The organism is Streptomyces sp. NPDC004561 (assembly GCF_053602155.1).
This window is the reverse complement of the sequence record NZ_JBSGDB010000136.1, coordinates 1-19,963: the sequence shown is the minus strand read 5'-3', so window position 1 is coordinate 19,963 and position 19,963 is coordinate 1. Positions and strand designations below refer to the sequence as shown.

Annotated in this window: 13 protein-coding genes and 1 pseudogene; 7 read left to right on the top strand and 7 right to left on the bottom strand. The window is 71.7% G+C overall.

Going from position 1 to position 19,963, the window contains the following annotated elements:
* Window positions 1–83: 83 nt before the first annotated feature.
* Window positions 84–2,156 (bottom strand): annotated as a pseudogene (locus ACWEN3_RS19515) (AAA family ATPase); the annotation flags it as partial.
* Window positions 2,157–2,470: 314 nt separating this feature from the next.
* The gene (locus ACWEN3_RS19510; protein ID WP_452972271.1) at window positions 2,471–2,851 is read right to left on the bottom strand and encodes a hypothetical protein; all 381 of its coding nucleotides are present in this window, start codon (window positions 2,849–2,851) and stop codon (window positions 2,471–2,473) included.
* A 114-nt stretch (window positions 2,852–2,965) separates the two neighbouring features.
* Here ACWEN3_RS19510 and ACWEN3_RS19505 point away from each other — a divergent pair, with 114 nt between their 5' ends.
* The 6 genes from ACWEN3_RS19505 to ACWEN3_RS19480 all read left to right on the top strand — a co-directional run bounded on the left by ACWEN3_RS19505 (window position 2,966) and on the right by ACWEN3_RS19480 (window position 12,279).
* Window positions 2,966–3,556 carry an ArsR/SmtB family transcription factor gene (locus ACWEN3_RS19505; protein ID WP_452972269.1) on the top strand — a complete coding sequence of 197 codons (591 nt, stop codon included), beginning with the start codon at window positions 2,966–2,968 and terminating at the stop codon, window positions 3,554–3,556.
* Complete coding sequence (locus ACWEN3_RS19500; protein ID WP_452972266.1) at window positions 3,537–5,567, top strand: thioredoxin domain-containing protein; 2,031 nt, start codon at window positions 3,537–3,539, stop codon at window positions 5,565–5,567. Before ACWEN3_RS19505 ends, ACWEN3_RS19500 begins: the two co-directional genes overlap by 20 nt.
* A 214-nt stretch (window positions 5,568–5,781) precedes the next feature.
* Window positions 5,782–7,050, top strand: a complete 1,269-nt coding sequence (locus ACWEN3_RS19495) for a glycosyltransferase (protein WP_452972264.1) — start codon at window positions 5,782–5,784, stop codon at window positions 7,048–7,050.
* On the top strand, window positions 7,047–8,699 hold the full coding sequence (locus tag ACWEN3_RS19490; protein ID WP_452972262.1) for an ArnT family glycosyltransferase: 1,653 nt from the start codon (window positions 7,047–7,049) through the stop codon (window positions 8,697–8,699). Before ACWEN3_RS19495 ends, ACWEN3_RS19490 begins: the two co-directional genes overlap by 4 nt.
* Window positions 8,696–9,880 (top strand): glycosyltransferase, encoded by a 1,185-nt coding sequence (locus ACWEN3_RS19485; RefSeq protein WP_452972260.1) that lies wholly within the window; start codon window positions 8,696–8,698, stop codon window positions 9,878–9,880. The genes ACWEN3_RS19490 and ACWEN3_RS19485 overlap by 4 nt, the downstream gene beginning before the upstream one ends.
* Window positions 9,877–12,279 (top strand): galactose oxidase-like domain-containing protein, encoded by a 2,403-nt coding sequence (locus ACWEN3_RS19480; RefSeq protein WP_452972257.1) that lies wholly within the window; start codon window positions 9,877–9,879, stop codon window positions 12,277–12,279. The genes ACWEN3_RS19485 and ACWEN3_RS19480 overlap by 4 nt, the downstream gene beginning before the upstream one ends.
* Before the next feature lie 67 nt (window positions 12,280–12,346).
* Here ACWEN3_RS19480 and ACWEN3_RS19475 read toward each other — a convergent pair whose 3' ends face one another.
* The 5 genes from ACWEN3_RS19475 to trhA form a co-directional block, all read right to left on the bottom strand.
* Complete coding sequence (locus ACWEN3_RS19475) at window positions 12,347–13,078, bottom strand: Mut7-C RNAse domain-containing protein (protein ID WP_452972255.1); 732 nt, start codon at window positions 13,076–13,078, stop codon at window positions 12,347–12,349.
* 33 nt (window positions 13,079–13,111) lie between these two features.
* A complete protein-coding gene (locus ACWEN3_RS19470) occupies window positions 13,112–13,747 on the bottom strand; it encodes a TetR/AcrR family transcriptional regulator (RefSeq protein WP_452972253.1) in 636 nt (211 codons plus the stop codon).
* Between the two features lie 28 nt (window positions 13,748–13,775).
* The gene (locus ACWEN3_RS19465) at window positions 13,776–15,281 is read right to left on the bottom strand and encodes a glycosyltransferase family 39 protein (protein WP_452972251.1); all 1,506 of its coding nucleotides are present in this window, start codon (window positions 15,279–15,281) and stop codon (window positions 13,776–13,778) included.
* Window positions 15,282–15,390: 109 nt separating this feature from the next.
* A complete protein-coding gene (locus ACWEN3_RS19460; RefSeq protein ID WP_452972249.1) occupies window positions 15,391–16,887 on the bottom strand; it encodes a glycosyltransferase family 39 protein in 1,497 nt (498 codons plus the stop codon).
* A gap of 156 nt (window positions 16,888–17,043) precedes the next feature.
* A complete protein-coding gene (trhA, locus tag ACWEN3_RS19455) occupies window positions 17,044–17,757 on the bottom strand; it encodes a PAQR family membrane homeostasis protein TrhA (protein WP_452972274.1) in 714 nt (237 codons plus the stop codon).
* A 289-nt stretch (window positions 17,758–18,046) separates the two neighbouring features.
* Between trhA and ACWEN3_RS19450 the strand changes: the two genes are divergently transcribed.
* Complete coding sequence (locus ACWEN3_RS19450; RefSeq protein WP_452972246.1) at window positions 18,047–19,867, top strand: phosphoenolpyruvate carboxykinase (GTP); 1,821 nt, start codon at window positions 18,047–18,049, stop codon at window positions 19,865–19,867.
* Window positions 19,868–19,963: the final 96 nt, after the last annotated feature.

The following is a 19,963-nucleotide window of genomic DNA, read 5'->3' as shown; positions in this document are numbered from 1 at the left end:
GAACAGGTACAACGCGCTGCCCAGTAGCAGCTCCAGCTTGCCGTGGTCCGGCCACACCACGAACGTCACCACCGCGATCATCACGCGCGGGCCGCGCCCGCGTCGTGGTGGGCCTCCCGGTACAGGTCCACGACCGAGGCCAGCGTGGCGCGCGCCTTGTCCAGTTCGCCCAGCTGCCGGGCCGCGATCCCGGTGCGCCACTGCACCGAGCGCACCAGCAGCCCCTCGTCCACGGCCTGCGTCAGCTCACTGATCTCGCCGAGCCGGTACAGGTCGCCGCGCAGCAGGCAGTAGTCGCACAGGGCGCCCAGCAGGTTCAGCACGGCCGCCTGGTTGACTCCCTCCGCCTGGCGCAGGGCCGCCGTGATGAAGCTGGACTCGTCGTCCAGCCAGCGCAGCGCCTCGTCCAGCGAGGTGAAGCCGTGCGGTCCGAAGCGGTCCGAGCGGGTCGACATGTTGCCGTCGACCAGGCGCAGCACCGAGTCGGCCAGCTCCGCGTAGTTCACGATCAGCCGCTCCTGGGCCGCCGTGCGCTCGGCCGGGTCCTCCTCGTCCAGCAGCCGGGCCTGGGCGAAGGCGCGCACCAGGTCGTGCAGCCGGTAGCGGCTGCCGCGCACATGGTCGATCAGACCCGCCCCGGCGAGTGCCGCCAGATGGCGCCCGGCCTCGGTCTCGTCCGTCGCGAGCAGCGCGGCGGCGGCCGCGGCGCCGAGCGAGGCCCGGCCCGCGAGGGCGAGCCTGCGCAGCAGCCTGCGGGCGGGCTCGGGCTGGTCGGTGTAGCGCAGCCACAGCGCGCGCTCCACCGGCTCCACCGGCCCGTACGCGCCGAGGTCCGAGGCCAGCTGCCGGGGCGAGCGCGGGCCGAGCGAGGAGCCGGCGACCCGCAGCGCCAGCGGCAGCCCGCCGCACAGCTCGCGGATCCGGTCGGCGGACTCGGCGTCGTACGGCCCCGCCTCCTCCTTGGCCGCCGCGGACAGCAGCTCCTCGGCGCCCGCCGCGTCCAGCGGCTCCACCGGCAGGTGGTGCACCCAGGCCGGGAGGTCCGCGGGCAGGTCGAGGGCGGTCCGGGTGGTGACCAGGACCAGGCTGTCGGAGCGCTCCGGCACCAGCGCGCGCACCTGCTCGGGGTCCGAGGCGTCGTCCAGCACGATCGTCACCGGCAGCCCGGTCAGATGCCGGTGGTACAGCTCGCCGAGCCGCTTGACCTGCTGGTCGGGCAGTGAGCGCTCCCGGAACAGCAGCTGCTCGCGGGGTGCGCCCAGCCGGTTGAGCAGGTGCAGCAGGGCGTCCCGCGTGGACAGCGGCGCCTCCTCCCGGCTGCCGCCGCGCAGGTCGACGACCACCGCGCCGCGGAAGTGGTCCCGCAGGTCGTGGGCCGCGCGCACCGCGAGCGCGGTCCGGCCGGAGCCGGGCGCGCCGTGCAGCACGACCACCGTCGGCCGGGTCTCGGTGGTCGCCCGGGCCGACTGCGTCCACTGCCTGATCCGCGCCAGCTCCGCCCGCCGCCCCGCGAACGGGCCGTCCGGTTCGGGCAGTTGGCCGAACGACTGCTCCAGCACCGTGCGCCGTCGGGCGGCGGCGCTCTTGTCCGCGCCGCGCAGTGCCGGGCCGCCCGGCTTCTTCGGGCCCGTGGAGGCGCTGAGCACCCGCTGCTGGTCGAGGAAGGGGCGGATGCCCCGCACCTCCAGTGCGGTCAGCCACTGCAGGCGCAGCTGCTCCGGGCCGCCGGGCTGGCCGGCCGCGCCCGCCCGGTGATGGGCGGCGGGCAGATGCGCGCCGGCCACCTTGACCACCGTGGCCGCGGCGCCCACCACGCCCGTGACCACGCCGGCGCCGACGGCGGTGCCGGTGCCGGTGCCGAGGGACAGGTCGGCCACGGCGGCGGCGACCGCGGCAACGGCGGCCACCAGCAAGGCGGTTCCGGCGCCCTCGCCCGCGAAGCGCTGCCCGAAGGTCAGCCGGCCGGCCTCGGCCTCGTCCAGGGCGCGGGTGTAGGCCTCGTACTCCTCGCCGGCCGTGCCGGCCATCGCGTCCAGCCCGCCGCGCGCCCGCGACAGCAGCGGCTGACCGTCGATCCGGCCGCCCGAGCGCCGTACCTCCTCCTCCACGGCCCGCACCAGCAGCCGATCGGCCTCCGCCCGATGGTTGTCCCGCATGTCCCGTCCCCCTCCCGTGGCAACACCTCTGCCTACGAGTGTCCTTCGGACGGGGCGGCAGCGGGAGGGGTGGCCGCCGGTGGGGAGTTGGGGAGGTGCGGCGATGCCCTTGTGAGCGCGTGGCGTGCGACCGGGGATTCAGCGGTTGCGCGCCGGCGCGCGGCCCTCGGCCGGGGCCGGGTTCACGTCCGTCGTCTCAGGGGTCGTGCGTCGGTGCGTGGTTGTTGGCGGGGGCCGGGTTCACGTCCGTTGTCTTAGGGGTCGTGCGTCGGTGTGCGGCTGTTGGCGGGGGGAACCGGTTCACGTACGCCGTCTCAGCGGCCGTCCGTCGGTGTGCGGCCGTTGGCCAGGGCCAGGTACGCGCACGCCACCGCCAGCGCGCCCTCCGCCGCCGCGCACGCGAGGGCCATGATCAGGGCGCTGCCCGCCGGGGCCGTCGTTATGTCGAACCAGGCGTCCAGCACCGCCACGGAGGCCGTGGCGGAGGCGGTGAGCCGGGCTCGACCGTCGCCCCGCAGGCCGAGCGCGGCCGTCGCCGCACAGCCCGTGGCCATGAGGACGTCGAGGCCGACCCAGGCCAGCGGCCAGTTGCCCACCGTGGTGCTGCCCGGCAGCGTCACTGCCAGCACCACCATCCACGGCACCAGCAGCACCGCCGCCGCCCCCAGCAGCACCAGCAGCCACCTCGTGCTCATCCCCGGCCCCTTCCGTCGCTCCGTGCCTCCACGCTAGACCACAGAGAAAATTCTGCAAAGAAAACTCGGCAGACATCAGGGACGGCTCAGGGTTCTCAGGGTTACGGTGGCCGCATGACCGACGGCACGCCGGAGACGACCAGCCTCGAGCGCACCGCGCTCTACAAGTCGCTCGGCAACCCCCTGCGCCGCCGGATCCTCGACTACCTCGGCCGGCACGGCGAGGCGAACTCCACCGTCCTCGCCCGCGAACTCGGCGAGAGCTCCGGCACCACCAGCTACCACCTGCGCAAACTCGCCGAGCAGCGGCTCATCGAGGAGATCCCCGAGAAGTCCGGCGGCCGCGAGCGCTGGTGGCGGGCGCTGCCCTTCAGCCACACCACGCCCGACCCGGCCTCCATGCTCCCCGAGGAGCACGCGGCCGCCGAGCACCTCGCGCTGCTGAAGATCGAGGTGGACACGAGGCTCTTCCGCCGGGCCCACGAGGAGTACCGCGGACCCGGGGGGTGGGCCCAGGTGCGGCGCGACGGCGCCTGGATGACCAGGGAGGACCTGCACGCCTTCGTCCGCGGCTATCAGGAACTCCTCGACCGCTACGGCCGCACCCGCGAGGAGGCGCCCGAAGGGGCGCGCCACGTGAACCTGCGCTTCTACGCGGCGCCCGAGCCCGTGGGAGAGTGGAACGGTGAACCGACTGGCCCATGAGACGTCCCCGTACCTGCTCCAGCACGCCGACAACCCCGTCCACTGGTGGCCCTGGTCCGCCGAGGCGTTCGACGAGGCCCGCAGGGCCGGCAAACCCGTGCTGCTGAGCGTCGGTTACTCGAGCTGTCACTGGTGTCATGTCATGGCCCACGAGTCCTTCGAGGACCAGGCCACCGCCGACTACCTCAACGAACACTTCGTCAGCGTCAAGGTCGACCGCGAGGAACGCCCCGACGTCGACGCCGTCTACATGGAGGCCGTGCAGGCCGCCACCGGCCAGGGCGGCTGGCCGATGACCGTGTTCCTCACCGCGGACGCCGAGCCCTTCTACTTCGGCACCTACTTCCCGCCCGCCCCCCGGCACGGCATGCCCTCCTTCCGGCAGGTGCTGGAGGGCGTCCAGCAGGCCTGGAGCACCCGCCGCGACGAGGTCGCCGACGTCGCCGGGAAGATCGTGCGCGACCTCGCCCAGCGGGAGATCAGCCACCAGGGCGCCCGGCCGCCCGGCGAGCAGGAACTCGCGCAGGCCCTGCTCGGACTGACCCGCGAGTACGACCCGCAGCGTGGCGGCTTCGGCGGCGCGCCCAAGTTCCCGCCGTCCATGGTGCTGGAGTTCCTGCTGCGCCACCACGCGCGGACCGGCTCCGAGGGCGCCCTGCAGATGGCCCGGGACACCTGCGAGCGCATGGCCCGCGGCGGCATCTACGACCAGCTCGGCGGCGGCTTCGCCCGCTACTCCGTGGACCGCGACTGGATCGTGCCGCACTTCGAGAAGATGCTCTACGACAACGCCCTGCTGTGCCGGGTGTACGCGCACCTGTGGCGGGCCACCGGATCCGACCTCGCCCGGCGGGTCGCGCTGGAGACCGCCGACTTCATGGTCCGCGAACTGCGCACGGGCGAGGGCGGGTTCGCCTCGGCGCTCGACGCCGACAGCGACGACGGCAGCGGCCGGCACGTCGAGGGCGCGTACTACGTCTGGACGCCCGAGCAGCTGCGCGCGGCCCTCGGCGACGACGCCGAACTCGCCGTCCAGTACTTCGGGGTGACGGAGGAGGGCACGTTCGAGCACGGGCAGTCCGTCCTCCAGCTCCCGCAGAGCGAGGGCGTCTTCGACGCCGAGCGGATCGAGTCCGTCCGGAGCCGGCTCCTCGCCACCCGCGCGCGGCGGCCCGCGCCCGGCAGGGACGACAAGGTCGTCGCCGCGTGGAACGGCCTCGCCGTCGCCGCGCTCGCCGAGACCGGCGCCTACTTCGGCCGGCCCGACCTGGTCGAGGCCGCCCTCGGCGCCGCCGACCTGCTGGTGCGCGTGCACCTGGACGAGCACGCCCGCCTCGCCCGGACCAGCAAGGACGGCCGCGCCGGCGCCAACGCGGGCGTGCTGGAGGACTACGCCGACGTCGCCGAGGGCTTCCTGGCGCTCGCCTCCGTGACCGGGGAGGGCGTCTGGCTGGACTTCGCCGGACTGCTCCTCGACCATGTGCTCGCCCGCTTCGCCGACCCCGCCACCGGCGCGCTGTACGACACCGCCTCCGACGCCGAGCGGCTCATCCGGCGCCCCCAGGACCCCACCGACAACGCCACCCCGTCCGGCTGGACCGCGGCGGCGGGCGCCCTGCTCGGCTATGCCGCGCACACCGGTTCCGAGCCCCATCGGAGCGCCGCCGAGCGGGCGCTGGGGGTCGTGAAGACCCTCGGGCCGCGCGTGCCCCGGTTCATCGGCTGGGGGCTGGCCGCCGCCGAGGCGCTGCTCGACGGGCCGAGGGAGGTGGCGGTGGTCGGTCCTTCCCTCACCGACGAGGGCACGACCGCACTGCACCGCACGGCGCTTCTGGGCACCGCTCCGGGTGCCGTCGTAGCCGTGGGCACTCCGGAGAGTGACGAGTTCCCGCTGCTCGCCGACCGGCCGCTCGTGTCCGGTGAACCGGCGGCGTACGTCTGCCGTAACTTCACTTGTGATGCACCGACGACCGATCCGGATCGACTTCGTTCGGCGTTGAACGGGCGCTGAGCAGCTCTGATCCGGGAGAGCGGAACATGCGAACTGTCCAAATGTGAGCAGCTGTTCGGATAGATCCCGCTACCCACACCACCGTTCCGAAACAAGCTATTTATCGGAAGAGCTCCCGCGCTTCACAGATCCCCCCTAGTCTCTCCACAGCGGGTGGCGTCAGTGACTCAACGTCGCCTGCACCGGGGGTAATTGGGGATCTGGGGGGATCTTTTTGCTGACGTCTGTCTTCATCGCTGCCGTCTCGCTGGCCCTGTTCTGGATGGCGGCCTTCACCCTGTGGTGGCAGATGCACGCGTGGCGCACGCCCGAAGTGCTGGCCTCCACCCGGTTCGGCAGACCGGACGGCGCCGAACACCTGTCCTTCTCACTGCTGTTGCCGGCCCGGCACGAGCAGGCCGTGCTCGACCACACCATCCAGCGGCTGCTGGAGTCCACACACGCCGACTTCGAGATCATCGTGATCGTCGGACACGACGACCCCGAGACCACGGCCGTGGCCGAACAGGCCGCCGAACGCGACGCGCGCGTCCGTGTCGTCGTCGACACCCACGAGAAGAAGAACAAGCCGAAGGCCATGAACACGGCGCTCCCGCACTGCCGCGGGGATGTCGTCGGGGTCTTCGACGCCGAGGACCAGGTCCATCCGGAGCTGCTCGCCCACGTCGACCACGCGTTCCGCACGACCGGCGCGGACGTCGTCCAGGGCGGGGTCCAGCTCATCAACTTCCACTCCAGCTGGTACAGCCTGCGCAACTGCCTGGAGTACTTCTTCTGGTTCCGCTCCCGGCTGCACCTGCACGCGCAGAAGGGCTTCATCCCGCTCGGCGGGAACACCGTGTTCGTACGGACGGACGTCCTCAGGGAAGCGGACGGCTGGGACCCCGACTGCCTCGCCGAGGACTGCGACCTCGGCGTGCGCCTGTCGAGCGTCGGCAGGAAGGTCGTCGTCGCCTACGACTCCGACATGGTCACCCGGGAGGAGACCCCCGGCTCGCTGATGTCGCTGCTGAAGCAGCGCACCCGCTGGAACCAGGGCTTCCTCCAGGTGTACCGGAAGAAGGACTGGAAGCAGCTGCCGGCCCTGAGGCAGCGGCTGCTCGCCCGGTACACGCTGATGACGCCGTTCCTGCAGGCCTTCTCCGGTGTGATCATCCCGCTGAACGCGGGCGTGGCGCTCTTCCTCGACGTGCCCGTCGGGATCGCCTTCCTCACCTTCCTCCCGCTGGTCACCGCGGCCGTCACCTTCGTCTTCGAGGTGGTCGGACTGCACGACTTCGGCACGCAGTACGGCCTCAGGGTCCGCTTCGTCCACTACGTGAAGCTCATCGTGGGCGGCCCCTTCTACCAGGTCCTCCTCGCCGGTGCCGCCATCCGCGCCGTATGGCGCGAGCAACGCGGCCGGAACGACTGGGAGTTGACCACGCACGTCGGCGCGCACCTCACCGCGGCCGAGCCGATCCGAGAGGACGTCCCCGCGTGACCTCCACCCTTCCCGCGGTGACCGCCCATCAGGTCCCCGCGCAGCGCCGGCCTGCGCCCGAAGCGCCGCCGAACGGCCGAACCAGCCCGCCCGCGAGGCTCCGCTCCTCCCGTCCCGACCTGCTGCTCTGCGGTGTCCTGCTCGCGGTGATCCTCGTCGTCCAGGGCTGGAACATCGCCGACTACCCGACCCTCAGCGACGACGAGGGCACCTACCTCGCCCAGGCCTGGGCCGTCCAGCAGGGCCGGGGCCTCGCCCACTACACCTACTGGTACGACCACCCGCCGTTCGGCTGGATCCAGATCGCCCTGCTCGGCTGGATCCCCTCGGCGGTCAGCCCCGGCTCGATGACCGTCGCCACCATGCGGTTCGCCATGCTGGGGGTCGGCGGCGTCAGCGCGGTCCTCGTCTACGTCCTCGGGCGCCGGCTCTCGCTGCCCCGCTGGGCCGCCGGGCTCGGCATGGCCCTCTTCGGCCTCTCGCCGCTCGCGGTCGTGCTCAGCCGTGAGATCTTCCTCGACAACATCGCCGTGATGTGGCTGCTGCTGGCGTTCTGCCTGGCCGCCTCGCCCAGCCGCCATCTGTGGCACCACTTCGGCGCGGGCCTCGCCGCCGCCGCGGCCGTGCTCACCAAGGAGACGATGCTCGTCGTCCTGCCCGCCCTGTTCGTCACCATGTGGCGGCACAGCCACCGCGACACCCGCAAGTTCGCCCTCACCGGAGCCGTCACCGCGTGCGTGCTGATCGGCCTCTCCTACCCGCTGTTCGCCCTGCTCAAGGGAGAGCTGTTCCCGGGCGCCGGGCACGTCTCCCTGTGGGACGGCATCACCTACCAGATGTCCCGGCCGGGCTCCGGCTTCATCCTCGCCCCCGGATCCGGCTCGTACGGCGTCCTGCACTCCTGGCTGTACTACGACCGGGTGCTGCCCGTCGGGGGCCTCGCCGGAGCCCTGCTGCTGATCGTCACCTGGCGCTGGTCGGTCACCGCCCGCGCGCTCGCCGGGCCGGCGCTCACGGTGGCGGTGCTGGCCGTGGTGGCCCTGCGCCCCAACGGCTATCTGCCCGCCATGTACGTCATCGGCGCGCTGCCCTTCCTCGCCCTGGTGCTGGCCGGCGGAGCCGCCTCCGTCGCCCACGCGGTCCTGCGCAGGTGGCGTACGGAGGGTGAGAAACGGTTCGTCACCGGCGGCCGGTACGCGCTCGCCGCCGTCCTCGCCCTCGCCGCCGGCGCCTACGTCGTGCCGCACTGGTACGACGGCGACCGCACCGCCGTCACCGCCGACGCCAACAGGCCCTACCGGCAGGCCTCGCACTGGCTGAGCACCAGGGTGGCGGACCCGGAGGACACCCGGGTCCTCGTGGACGACGCCCTCTGGCTGGACCTCGTCCACGCCGGGTACCGGCCGGGACTCGGCGCGATCTGGTTCTACAAGGCCGACCTCGACCCCGCCGTCACCAGAACGATGCCGCACGGCTGGCGGGACATCGACTACGTCGTCGCCTCGCCGACCGTCCGCCGCGACGCCAAGGACCTGCCCAACGTCAGGGCGGCCATCCAGCACTCCGACCCGGTCGCCACCTTCGGCACCGGACCCGACCGCATCGAGATCCGGCAGGTCCGGGCGGCAGCCACGGGAGGCACGCGATGAGCGGCCACGAGTCCACCGCCCCCGTCCCCGGGCTCGACGCCGTCGAGGTGCCGGAGCCCGGCGCCGTGACCATCGTCGTACCGACCTTCAACGAGTCCGCCAACATCCGGCAGCTGCTGCACCGGATCACCGAGTCGGTGCCCGCCCGGCTGCCCTGCGAGGTCGTCTTCGTGGACGACTCCACCGACGACACCCCCGAGGTGATCCGCGAGGCCGCCCAGGACTGCCCCTTCCCGGTCGCCGTCCTGCACCGCGAGGAGCCGGCCGGCGGGCTCGGCGGGGCGGTCGTCGAGGGACTCAGGGCGGCGACCTCGGAGTGGATCGTCGTCATGGACGGCGACTGCCAGCATCCGCCGTCTCTGGTACCGGAGTTGGTCGCCACCGGCGAGCGCGTGAACGCCGGGCTCGTCGTCGCCTCCCGGTACGTCGAGGGCGGCAGCCGGGCCGGGCTCGCCGGCGGCTACCGGGTGGCCGTCTCACGCGGCGCGACCTGGCTCGCCAAGGCGCTCTTCCCGCGCCGGCTGCACGGCATCAGCGACCCGATGAGCGGCTTCTTCGCCATCCGCCGCAGCGCGGTCACGGCCGACGTGCTCAAGCCGCTCGGCTACAAGATCCTGCTCGAACTGGCCGTGCGCAGCCGCCCCCGCCAGGTCGCCGAAGTGCCGTTCGTCTTCCAGGACCGGTTCGCCGGCGAGTCCAAGTCCACCGCCAGGGAGGGCTTGCGCTTCCTGCGCCACCTGGCCGGGCTGCGCACCGCCTCCCCGGTGGCCCGCATGGTCGGCTTCGGCCTGATCGGCGCGAGCGGCTTCGTGCCGAACCTCGTCGGGCTGTGGGCGCTGACCGTCCTCGGCCTGCACTACGTGCCCGCCGAGATCCTCGCCAACCAGCTGGGCGTCGCCTGGAACTTCGTGCTGATCGAGCAGCTCCTGTTCCGCGACCGGCGCGCGCACCGCCGCTGGTGGGACCGGCTCGGCCGGTTCGCGCTGCTCGCCAACGCCGACCTCGTGCTGCGCATCCCGCTGATCGCGCTGCTCGTGGGCCGGTTCGGGATGGGCGCCCTGTCCGCCACCGCCCTCGCCCTGGTACTGACGTTCGTCCTGCGCTTCGCGGGGACCGAAGCGCTGGTCTATCTCCCGCGCCGCCGTCGCGGGTCTCGTACGACCGCAAGGAGAGCCGTGTGAGCAGATACCGCAGACGCACCGCGCTGGTCGGGGTGGGGGCCCTGACCGCCGGTCTCCTTCTCACCTCGCCGCAGAGCGCCGAGGCCGCCAACCTGGTCAAGAACCCCGGCTTCGAGACCGCCGGGACGGACGGCATGCCGTACTGCTGGGAGAAGTCGGGGTGGGGCGACAACGACTTCACCTTCGAGACGACCCCGGACGCGCACTCCGGTGGCGCGGCGATGAAGGTGACGCTGACCCGCCGGGCCGGCGGCGACCGCAAGGCGCTGATCACCGAGTCGACCGACTGCGCACCGGTGGTGGCCGCGGGCAAGCAGTACGACCTGGGGCTCTGGTACAAGACCACCACCCCGGACGCCAACATCACGCTCTTCCGGCACGACACCACCGCGGGCTGGCAGTACTGGACCGACCTCAAGACCCTCGACATGGCGTCGGCGTGGACGCAGGCCAGCGTCCGCACCCCCGAGGTCCCGGCCGGCACCGACCGCATCACCTGGGGTGTCTCCGTGTACGGCACCGGCTCGGCGACCACCGACGACTACACCATGGAGCAGGTCCCCGACCCGCTGCCGCCCGCGCAGTGCACCGGCACGGGCGACCAGTGCGCCAACGGCAGCTGGTCCGTGCTGCCCACGCAGAACCCGGTCCGCTCCATGCACTCGGTCGTGCTCAACAACGGCAAGGTGCTGCTGATCGCCGGCTCCGGCAACAGCGAGGAGAACTTCAACGCGGGCTCGTTCACCTCCGCGGTGTACGACCCGGAGAAGGGCACCTACAAGGTCATCCCGACGCCGAAGGACATGTTCTGCGCGGGCCATGTGCAGCTGCAGGACGGACGGGTGCTGGTCCTGAGCGGCAACAAGGCGTACCCGGTCGCGGGCGGCCACGGCTACGAGGGCTTCAGGGACTCGTACATCTTCGACCCGGCGACCGAGACCTACAGCAGGACCAACGACCTGAACGACGGCCACTGGTACCCCTCGGCGACCGAGCTGGGCAACGGTGACGTCGTCAGCTTCGGCGGGCTCCGCGAGGACTCCACCGGCTCGGTGACCGCGGACAGGTTCTCGTCCGCGCAGAACCAGTGGCTGCCGATGTCGCAGGTCCACCAGACCTGGTCGTACTGGGGCCTGTACCCGGCGATGATCCTGATGCAGGACGGCCGCCTCTTCTACACGGGCAGCCATGTCTTCGGCAACAACATCCCCGGCACGGGCTCGGCGGTCTACGACTACGACGGCAACACCGTCACCCAGATCCCCGGCCTGCAGAACAAGGACGAGCGCGACCAGTCCGCGAGCGTGCTGCTGCCCCCGGCCCAGGACCAGCGGGTCCTCACCATCGGCGGCGGCAACATCGACTCCAACCCGGACGCGAACCGCCTCACCGACCTGATCGACCTCAAGCAGGCCAACCCCTCCTACGTGGCCGGCCCGCCGCTGCCGCAGGGCACCGTCGACCTCGGGAGCGGGCCCCAGCCGGAGACCGGCAACCAGGGCAAGATGTACGTCTCCGCGGTCCTGCTGCCCGACGGCAAGGTGCTGGAGACCGGCGGCGCCCTGCACAACCGGGCCAACCCGGTGTACGAGTCGTCGATCTACGACCCGGGCACCAACTCCTTCGACCCGGTGGCCGCGGACCCCGAGTCCCGGGGCTACCACTCCTCGGCGTTCCTGCTGCCCGACGGCCGGGTGATGGCCACCGGCGACAACCCGGGCAACGGCACCTGGAACCACAACGTGTCGATCTACACCCCGCCCTACCTCTACAAGGGCACCCGGCCGACGATCACCTCGGTGATCAACCAGGAGTGGAAGTACGGCGACACCCAGCGGATCACGGTCGACCGCCCGATCGCCAAGGCGGAACTCATCCGCCCGGCCGCGGTCACCCACTCCTCCGACCCCAACCAGCGCTTCGTCGACCTGCCGCTCTCCGTGGACGGCAACAACGTCGACCTCAACGTGACCAACAACCCCGACCTGGCCCCGCCCGGCTGGTACATGCTCTTCGCGGTCGACGCCAACGGCGTGCCCTCGGTGGCCCGGTGGGTGCATCTGACCGGCCCGGCGGCGCTGAGCGCGGCCACCGCGTCCCCGCACGTCCACGCCTTCGCCGACGCCCTGTCCGGCAAGGTCTCAGGGCCCGGCAGGAAGCGCGCCGCGCAGCCGGTCAGCCCGACCATCTCCGGCTGCGACCGGCACTACGGCTCGGTCAACGTGTGCGTGCCGACGGTGTTTCCGCCCGAGGTGAGGAAGACGGCCGCGGCCCGCTGCGCCTGGCTGCGGCAGAACCACTACGGCCGGCTGGAGGTGAACGGCGCGGACGATCCGCTGGGGCTCGACCGCGACAGGGACGGCGTGGCGTGCGGCAAGGGAGACGTCAGACGCTCCTGAGCACCATGGCCCGGGCGTTCCGCAGCCGGGCCCGGGGCCGTGGCAGCCGGGAGTTGGGCGCGCGTACTCAGTCCCGCTGGGTGCGCGTGCTCAACGCCCGCTCCACGACCGCCTCCAGCTGCTCGTGGTGCGCGCCCTTCCAGTAGGCGCGACCGCACTGCGTGCACTGGGCGAAGACGTCGTACGAACGCTGGGTGCCGCCCTTGAGCTGGCCGGCGACCTCCTCCTTGGTGGCGCTGCGCAGCACGCCGTTGCAGGCGGTGCAGCGGGTCCAGGGCCTGAGGTCGGGGGCGAAGCGGTCGAGGACGTCGTCGAGCTGGTCGTCGGGGCGGGTGCTGTAGACGAAGGCGCCGGCCCACAGTTCGCGGCGGCGCAGCAGGCCCCGGTCCCGGCTGAGCATGACCCGCTTCTCGGCGGCCGAGCGCGCGGCCAGCGCCGGGTCGCCGATGTCGGTCGACTCGTACGCCGTGTCGACCCCGAGCAGCCGCAGCCGGCGGGCCAGCGTGCCGAGGTGGACGTCGAGCAGGAAGCGGAGCGGGGCGCCCGGCACCCGCTGGGGGCGCTCGACGGCACGTACGCTCACCGTCTCGCCCGCCTCGGGGATGTGCGAGACCGGGACCTCGCGGCCGTCCACCACCAGCGCGCCGACCTCGGTCAGCGGCACGCCGAGGGACTCGATGACATGGCCGAGCGTCGAGACGCCGTCGGTGCCGAGCGCGGTGACGCCGGCGCGCCGGGCCGGGGGCACGAACAGCTGGAGTCCGGGGGCGACTTCGACGTGGATCTCGGTTCCGTTCACCTCGTCAGCATCGCACGCGCCGGCGCCCGGACCTCAGCGGTTTTCGCCGGGCAGGCCGTGCCGCAGGACGTCCAGGGCACGGTCGACCAGGGCCTCGAAGTCGTCCTGGTGAGCGTGCTCGGCCCAGTACACGGACGTCTCCATCAGAGCGCCGACCAGGGACATGGCGTAGACCCGCACCTCCAGGCTCTCGGGGTCGCGGCCGGTGCGCTCGGCGACGGCCCGGCAGAGCATGCGGCCCGTCACCGACATGCTCTCCATCATGCGCGAGCGCACCGCGGGGACCGTGACCATGAGGTGGGTGCGCAGCCGGGAGATCCGCCGGTCCTCCTCGTCGCCGAGCCGGACGGCCCGCCGCATCACATGGCGGACGGTGTCGGCCCAGGGCTCCTCGGGGGGCCGCTGCCGGATCTCCTCCATGACGACCGCGTCGTACTCGTCCGTGAGGACGGTGTCCTCCTTGGCCGGGAAGTAGCGGACGACGGTGGACGGCGACACCTCCGCCCGCTCGGCGATCTGCTCGATCGTGGTGGCGTCGTACCCCTGCTCCTCGACGAGCGCGTAGGTCGCCGTGCGGATGGCCTCGCGGGTCCTGATCTTCTTCCGCTCCCGCAGGCCGAGGCGCGGCCGTTCGGCGGGGGAGGTGCTGGTGGGGCGTGCGGCCGTCATGCCGGTCATTGTCCGGCATCCACGACGGCTACGCCGGGGCCTTGCGCACGAGCAGGGTGACGGTCATCCCCGTCACCGACCGGCCCCAGGACCTGTCGTACCGCGCTCGCAGAGCGGCGGCCTCATCTTGGCTGATCGCGTTCAGGGGGTCCGGGTCGTTGCCCTGGGTCAGCAGCCAGACGCGCCGCTCGCCCCTGAGGCACAGGGCCGGGGCGGAGCACTCGAGCGTGTACAGCTGGTTGATCGCCCTGGGAGCCTGGGCGAGGAAGACGTCGCGCATCCTCAGGTCGCGGGGCAGGTAGTACTGGACTCCGCCGTCGAGCTTCCAGGTGTTGTCGCGGTCGTAGACCACGGCGTCGCCCGGCTGGTGGTAACTCCTGATCACGTCGGCCGCGGCGGCGTAATCGAGCGGGACGGGCGCGTCGTGCTCGAACGGCTGCCGCATCCGGTTCTGGTCGGGCAGGGTGAGGACGGCCAGCGCCGCGAGGAGGGCCGCGGCCGCCTTCCGGGAGTGACAGGCCGCGGCGAGGCCGTTGCCGGCGAGAAGGGCCCAGGCCGGGAGCGTGCAGAGCAGGTAGACATGGCGGAAGTAGGAGACGTCGCCGTGGGAGTTCAGCCAGACGAGGACGCAGGGCAGGACCGCCCAGGCGGCGCACCCGAGCAGCGGGGCCCTGCGGGGTGAGCGGGCCAGGACGGCGAGGACGATGAGCGCTCCGGCGCCCAGGGCGGAGGCGAAGACGTCCTGCCAGATGGAGAGGAGCGCCCAGCCGTCGGGCTTCGGCACCCAGTAAAGCTGGCGCTGGGCCTGGGACCGGCCGAGAAGGACGAGCGGGGCGACACAGGCGGCGACGGGCAGCAGGGCCAGGGCGCATTTCCACCACAGGGAACGGTCGTGCCGCGCGCGGGCCCCGAGCAGGAGGGCGTGGGCGGGTACGACCGACAGCGCGATCAGGTGAAGGAGTCCGACTCCGGTCAGCCCGAGCGCGTAGGCGGCCCATCGCCAGGGGCTGCGCGGGTGGTCGAGGGCCCGGAGCAGCAGCAGCGTCGCCAGGGCGACGGCGAGCATGACCCAGGCGTAGCTGCGCGCCTCCTGTCCGTAGCGGCTCACCGCGGGCAGCAGGGAGAAGAGAACTCCGGCGGTGATTCCGGCGCGGCTTCCGAAGAGCCGGTTGCCGATGAGACCCACGGCCGACGCGGCTCCGGCCACGGCGAGAAGGGAAGGGAGCCGCAGGGAGACGACGGAGTCGCCGAAGAGCCCGACCCATGCGTGCATCAGCAGGTAATACGTTCCGTGGACGGCGTCCACGTTCTGGAGCGTGGCAAGAATCTGCCCCGTGCCGCGATTCACCATGTCCCAGGTGACCAGCTCGTCGCGGCCCAGCAGGGAGTCGGTGAGGCCGTAGCCGGTCAGGCAGGCCGTCAGGGCGAACGGCAACAGCCACGGCCACGGGCCTGCCGGGCGACCGCCGGGTTCGGCCGCTTCTGCCCTCTGGGTTTCTTCGCGTGGTGCGGGAAGCGACGCGGTGACTGCCATCAGAATCTCCTGAGCCCTGCGATGGGAAGGTGATCGATCGAGCGCCCGAACGGGAGCGGGAAAGAGAAGGCCATGTGAAGGGGCCTGTCTGCGTCGGCAGACGCTGCCGCTAGGAGGTGCGCAGCAGCAGGGAGACGGTCAGACCGCTGGGACGCTCCGCGCCGTACGGCCTGTAGTGGGCGCGCAGAGCCGCCGCCTGCTCCGCGGGCAGCCCGTTGAACGGATCCGCCGCGTTCCCGCTCACCACGAGCCAGATCCGCCGCTCGCCGCGCAGGCACGCGGCGGGCTCCGGGCACTCGACGGCCGCCAGGTCGTCGCGGCGGACGGGCGATTCGGCGAGGAAGACGTCGCGCAGCCGCAGATTCCGCGGCAGGTAGTAGCCGACGCCCAGGGAGAGGGCCTCCTCCTGCGTCCTGTTGTAGACGATCGCGTCGCCGGGGACGTAGTACCTCTCGATGGTGCGTGCGGCCCCCGCGAAATCGGGGCCACCCGCCCAGTAGTGCCCGAGCGGCTCCCGCAGGGAACGCTGGTCGGGCGCCGTGAGCACGGCGAGGGCCACGAGGGCCGACACGAGCACCCGTCGGGACCGGGCCGCGGCGGCGAGTCCCGCCCCGGCGAGAACGGCGAACGCCGGCAGGGTGAAGAGCATGTACCGGAAGTAGAAGTACGAGATGTGCCCGTGGGAGAGCGCCCAGATGAGCAGGACGGGCGCCACCGCGGACACGGCGCAGAAGACGACGGCGTCACGCCGCTGCCGGTACGCCACCAGGGCCGGCAGCATCACCATCCCCGCGCACAGGCCGGAGTAGAACAGCTGCGACCAGATGTCGACCAGACCCCAGGCCCCCGGCTCGGCGATCCAGTAGATCTGCCGGACGGTCTGCGCCCTGCCCAGCGCCACCACCGGGCACACGCAGGCGACACCCACCAGGACCGCGAGCCCGAAGCCGAGCCACACCCGGCGCTCGCGCCGGGACCGTACGGCCACGAGGGCCAGATGCCCGATCAGGCAGGTCAGCGCGATCAGATGGAACAGCCCCACGGCCACCAGGCCGAGGGCGTACGCCGCCCACCGCCACGCGCTGCCCGGGCGGTCCAGGGCCCGGAGCAGCAGCAGCGCGGCGAGGGCCACGGCCAGCATCACCAGGCCGTACGGGCGCGCCTCGTGAGCGAACCGGCTCACTCCGGGAATCAGGGCGACCAGAAGGCCGCCGGCCACTCCCGCGCGGCGGCCGAACAGCCGTCGCCCGATCAGCGCGACACAGGCGGCGGCGCCGGCCATGGCCAGGGCGGAGGGCATGCGCAGAGCAGTGGTGGAGTCCCCGAAGAGCGTCCTCCACGCATGGAGGATCAGGTAGTACGCACCCAGCACCGCGTCCACGTGCCGCACCGTGGCCAGCACCTGCCCGATACTTCGCCCGGACACGTCCCAGCTGGTCAACTCGTCGCGTCCCATGAGCGGTTGACCGATGCGGTACGCGCACACGAGCAGTGTCGTCAGCGACGGCCACAGCCACAGGCCGGCCGCTGTGATCCAGCGCCGGCGCCGCGTTCCCGGGTCGGGAACGCCGCTGGTGTCGTGGGCTGGAGGGGCGAGAAGCGTCATGCGGACAGCCATAGCGGCGCGGCGGAGCGGCCCGCTGCCACGACCCGCCGTCACGCTCCGCTTTCCCCTGTTCGGATGAGCGCTCCGGGCCCTCTCCGTGGCATGGGGAAGGCCGCGGCTTCGACGCCGCGGCCTCGGGGAAAGGGGCAGCCGGAGCTACGTGTGCTGGTACGCCACCAGTGAGATGCAGACGTAGTGGACGACGAACGCGGCGAGCGTGAAGGAGTGGAAGACCTCGTGGAAGCCGAACCAGCGCGGTGAGGGGTTCGGGCGCTTGATGCCGTAGACGACGCCGCCCGCGCTGTAGAGCAGCCCGCCGACGATCACCAGGACCAGGACGGCGATACCGCCGGTGCGCAGGAAGTCGGGCAGGAAGAAGACGGCCGCCCAGCCCATAGCGATGTAGCAGGGCGTGTAGAGCCAGCGCGGGGCGCCCACCCAGAAGACGCGGAAGACTATGCCGGCCGCCGCCGCGGCCCAGATGCCCCACAGCAGCCACTGGCCCTTGGCGCCGGGCAGGAGCAGCAGGGTCAGCGGGGTGTAGGTGCCCGCGATGATCAGGAAGATGTTGGCGTGGTCCAGGCGGCGCAGGACGCCGTCCATCCGCGGGCTCCAGTTGCCCCGGTGGTACAGCGCGCTGACGCCGAACAGCAGGCAGGCGGTCAGGACGTAGATCCCGCAGGCGACACGGCCTCTGGTCGAGTCGGCGAGAGCGGTGAGCACGAGACCCGCGATGAGTACGGCCGGGAACATGCCGAGGTGCAGCCAGCCGCGGAGCCTGGGCTTGACCGGATGCGGCAAGGAGAGCGCGACGGGACCGCGGCCGCTGGCCGGCGTGTCCATGGGCGCGTCGGGGACGGGCGCAGTCATGCGGGGCATGGTACCTACGCCACCGTAAGTCAGGTGTCAGCGCATACATCGGTCGGTCGGACGCAAAAAGACCTTCAGGTGAATCCAAGCTAAAAGTAAAGAGAACGTAAACGCGCCTGGAACCGTGGGCTTCCTCACGTCGCTCACCTGTGAGGCCCCCTGGACATATGGGCACTCCTGTCGGATACGATCAAATGAGTGCAGTCGGCACCGGATGAGCATCACCGAAGCGTCCGGGTCGCAGCCCCCACGGGGCCACAAGGACAAAATCCCTCACTTAGGAGCAACCGTGGCGCGCGACAACTCGGCTTCCACCGTTCCCACCAACCACCAGGAACTGATCTCGTGGGTGAATGAGATCGCCGAACTGACGCAGCCGGACAGCGTGGTCTGGTGTGACGGCTCCGAGGCCGAGTACGAGCGGCTGTGCGAAGAGCTCGTGGCCAAGGGCACCTTCAAGAAGCTCGACCCGATCAAGCGCCCGCACTCCTACTACGCCGCCTCCGACCCGTCCGACGTCGCGCGCGTCGAGGACCGCACCTTCATCTGCTCCGAGAAGGAGGAGGACGCGGGCCCGACCAACCACTGGAAGGCCCCCGCCGAGATGCGGGAGATCTTCTCCGGTGAGAAGGGCCTGTTCCGCGGCTCCATGCGCGGCCGCACCATGTACGTCGTGCCCTTCTGCATGGGCCCGCTCGGCTCCCCGCTGTCCGCGATAGGCGTGGAGATCACCGACTCTGCCTACGTCGCCGTGTCCATGCGCACCATGACGCGCATGGGGCAGCCGGTGCTGGACGAACTCGGCGACCGGGGCTTCTTCGTCAAGGCCGTCCACACCCTCGGCGCCCCGCTCGCGGAGGGCGAGAAGGACGTTCCGTGGCCGTGCAACTCCACCAAGTACATCTCGCACTTCCCCGAGGACCGCGAGATCTGGTCCTACGGCTCCGGCTACGGCGGCAACGCCCTGCTCGGCAAGAAGTGCTACGCGCTGCGTATCGCCTCGGTCATGGCGCGTGACGAGGGCTGGCTGGCCGAGCACATGCTCATCCTGAAGCTCACCCCGCCGCAGGGCGAGTCCAAGTACGTCGCCGCCGCCTTCCCGAGCGCCTGCGGCAAGACCAACCTCGCCATGCTGGAGCCCACGATCTCCGGCTGGACCGTGGAGACCATCGGCGACGACATCGCCTGGATGCGCTTCGGCGAGGACGGCCGCCTGTACGCGATCAACCCCGAGGCCGGCTTCTTCGGCGTCGCGCCGGGCACCGGTGAGCACACCAACGCCAACGCGATGAAGACGCTGTGGGGCAACTCGGTCTTCACCAACGTCGCCCTCACCGACGACGGCGACGTGTGGTGGGAGGGCATGACGCAGGAGACCCCGGCCCACCTGACCGACTGGAAGGGCCGCGACTGGACCCCGGACTCCGCCGAGCCCGCCGCGCACCCCAACGCCCGCTTCACCACCCCCGCCGCGCAGTGCCCGATCATCGCGCCGGAGTGGGAGGACCCCAAGGGCGTGCCGATCTCGGCGATCCTCTTCGGCGGCCGGCGCGCGAGCGCGGTGCCGCTGGTGACGGAGTCCTTCGACTGGAACCACGGTGTCTTCCTCGGCGCCAACGTCGCCTCGGAGAAGACCGCAGCGGCCGAGGGCAAGGTCGGCGAGCTGCGCCGCGACCCCTTCGCCATGCTGCCCTTCTGCGGCTACAACATGGGCGACTACATGGCCCACTGGATCGACGTGGCCAAGGACAAGGACCAGTCCAAGCTGCCGAAGATCTACTACGTCAACTGGTTCCGCAAGAACGACGAGGGCAAGTTCGTCTGGCCGGGCTTCGGCGAGAACTCCCGCGTCCTGAAGTGGATCGTGGACCGGCTGGACGGCCGGGCCGAGGGCGTCGAGACCCCGATCGGCGTCCTGCCGGCCAAGGGCTCGCTGGACACCGCCGGCCTCGAACTGTCCGAGTCCGACCTCGACTTCCTGCTCACGGTCGACAAGGAGGTCTGGCGCGAGGAGGCCGCCCTGGTCCCCGAGCACCTCAACACCTTCGGCGACCACACGCCGAAGGAGCTGTGGGACCAGTACCGCGCGCTGGTCGAGCGCCTGGGCTGACGCCCGCCCCCAAGACTCCGCGGCCGGTACGGATGCCCTGACCAGCGATCGTCACGGCCGGCCGCGGTGCCGGCACAGAGAAGGGGCCCGGGGCCC

Coding starts and splice junctions, on each gene's coding strand:
- ACWEN3_RS19470 (WP_452972253.1), bottom strand. CDS start 13,747: ATGACGGCCGCACGCCCCACCAGCACCTCCCCCGCCGAACGGCCGCGC.
- ACWEN3_RS19485 (WP_452972260.1), top strand. CDS start 8,696: ATGAGCGGCCACGAGTCCACCGCCCCCGTCCCCGGGCTCGACGCCGTC.
- ACWEN3_RS19505 (WP_452972269.1), top strand. CDS start 2,966: ATGACCGACGGCACGCCGGAGACGACCAGCCTCGAGCGCACCGCGCTC.
- ACWEN3_RS19465 (WP_452972251.1), bottom strand. CDS start 15,281: ATGGCAGTCACCGCGTCGCTTCCCGCACCACGCGAAGAAACCCAGAGG.
- ACWEN3_RS19510 (WP_452972271.1), bottom strand. CDS start 2,851: ATGAGCACGAGGTGGCTGCTGGTGCTGCTGGGGGCGGCGGCGGTGCTG.
- ACWEN3_RS19460 (WP_452972249.1), bottom strand. CDS start 16,887: ATGACGCTTCTCGCCCCTCCAGCCCACGACACCAGCGGCGTTCCCGAC.
- trhA (WP_452972274.1), bottom strand. CDS start 17,757: ATGACTGCGCCCGTCCCCGACGCGCCCATGGACACGCCGGCCAGCGGC.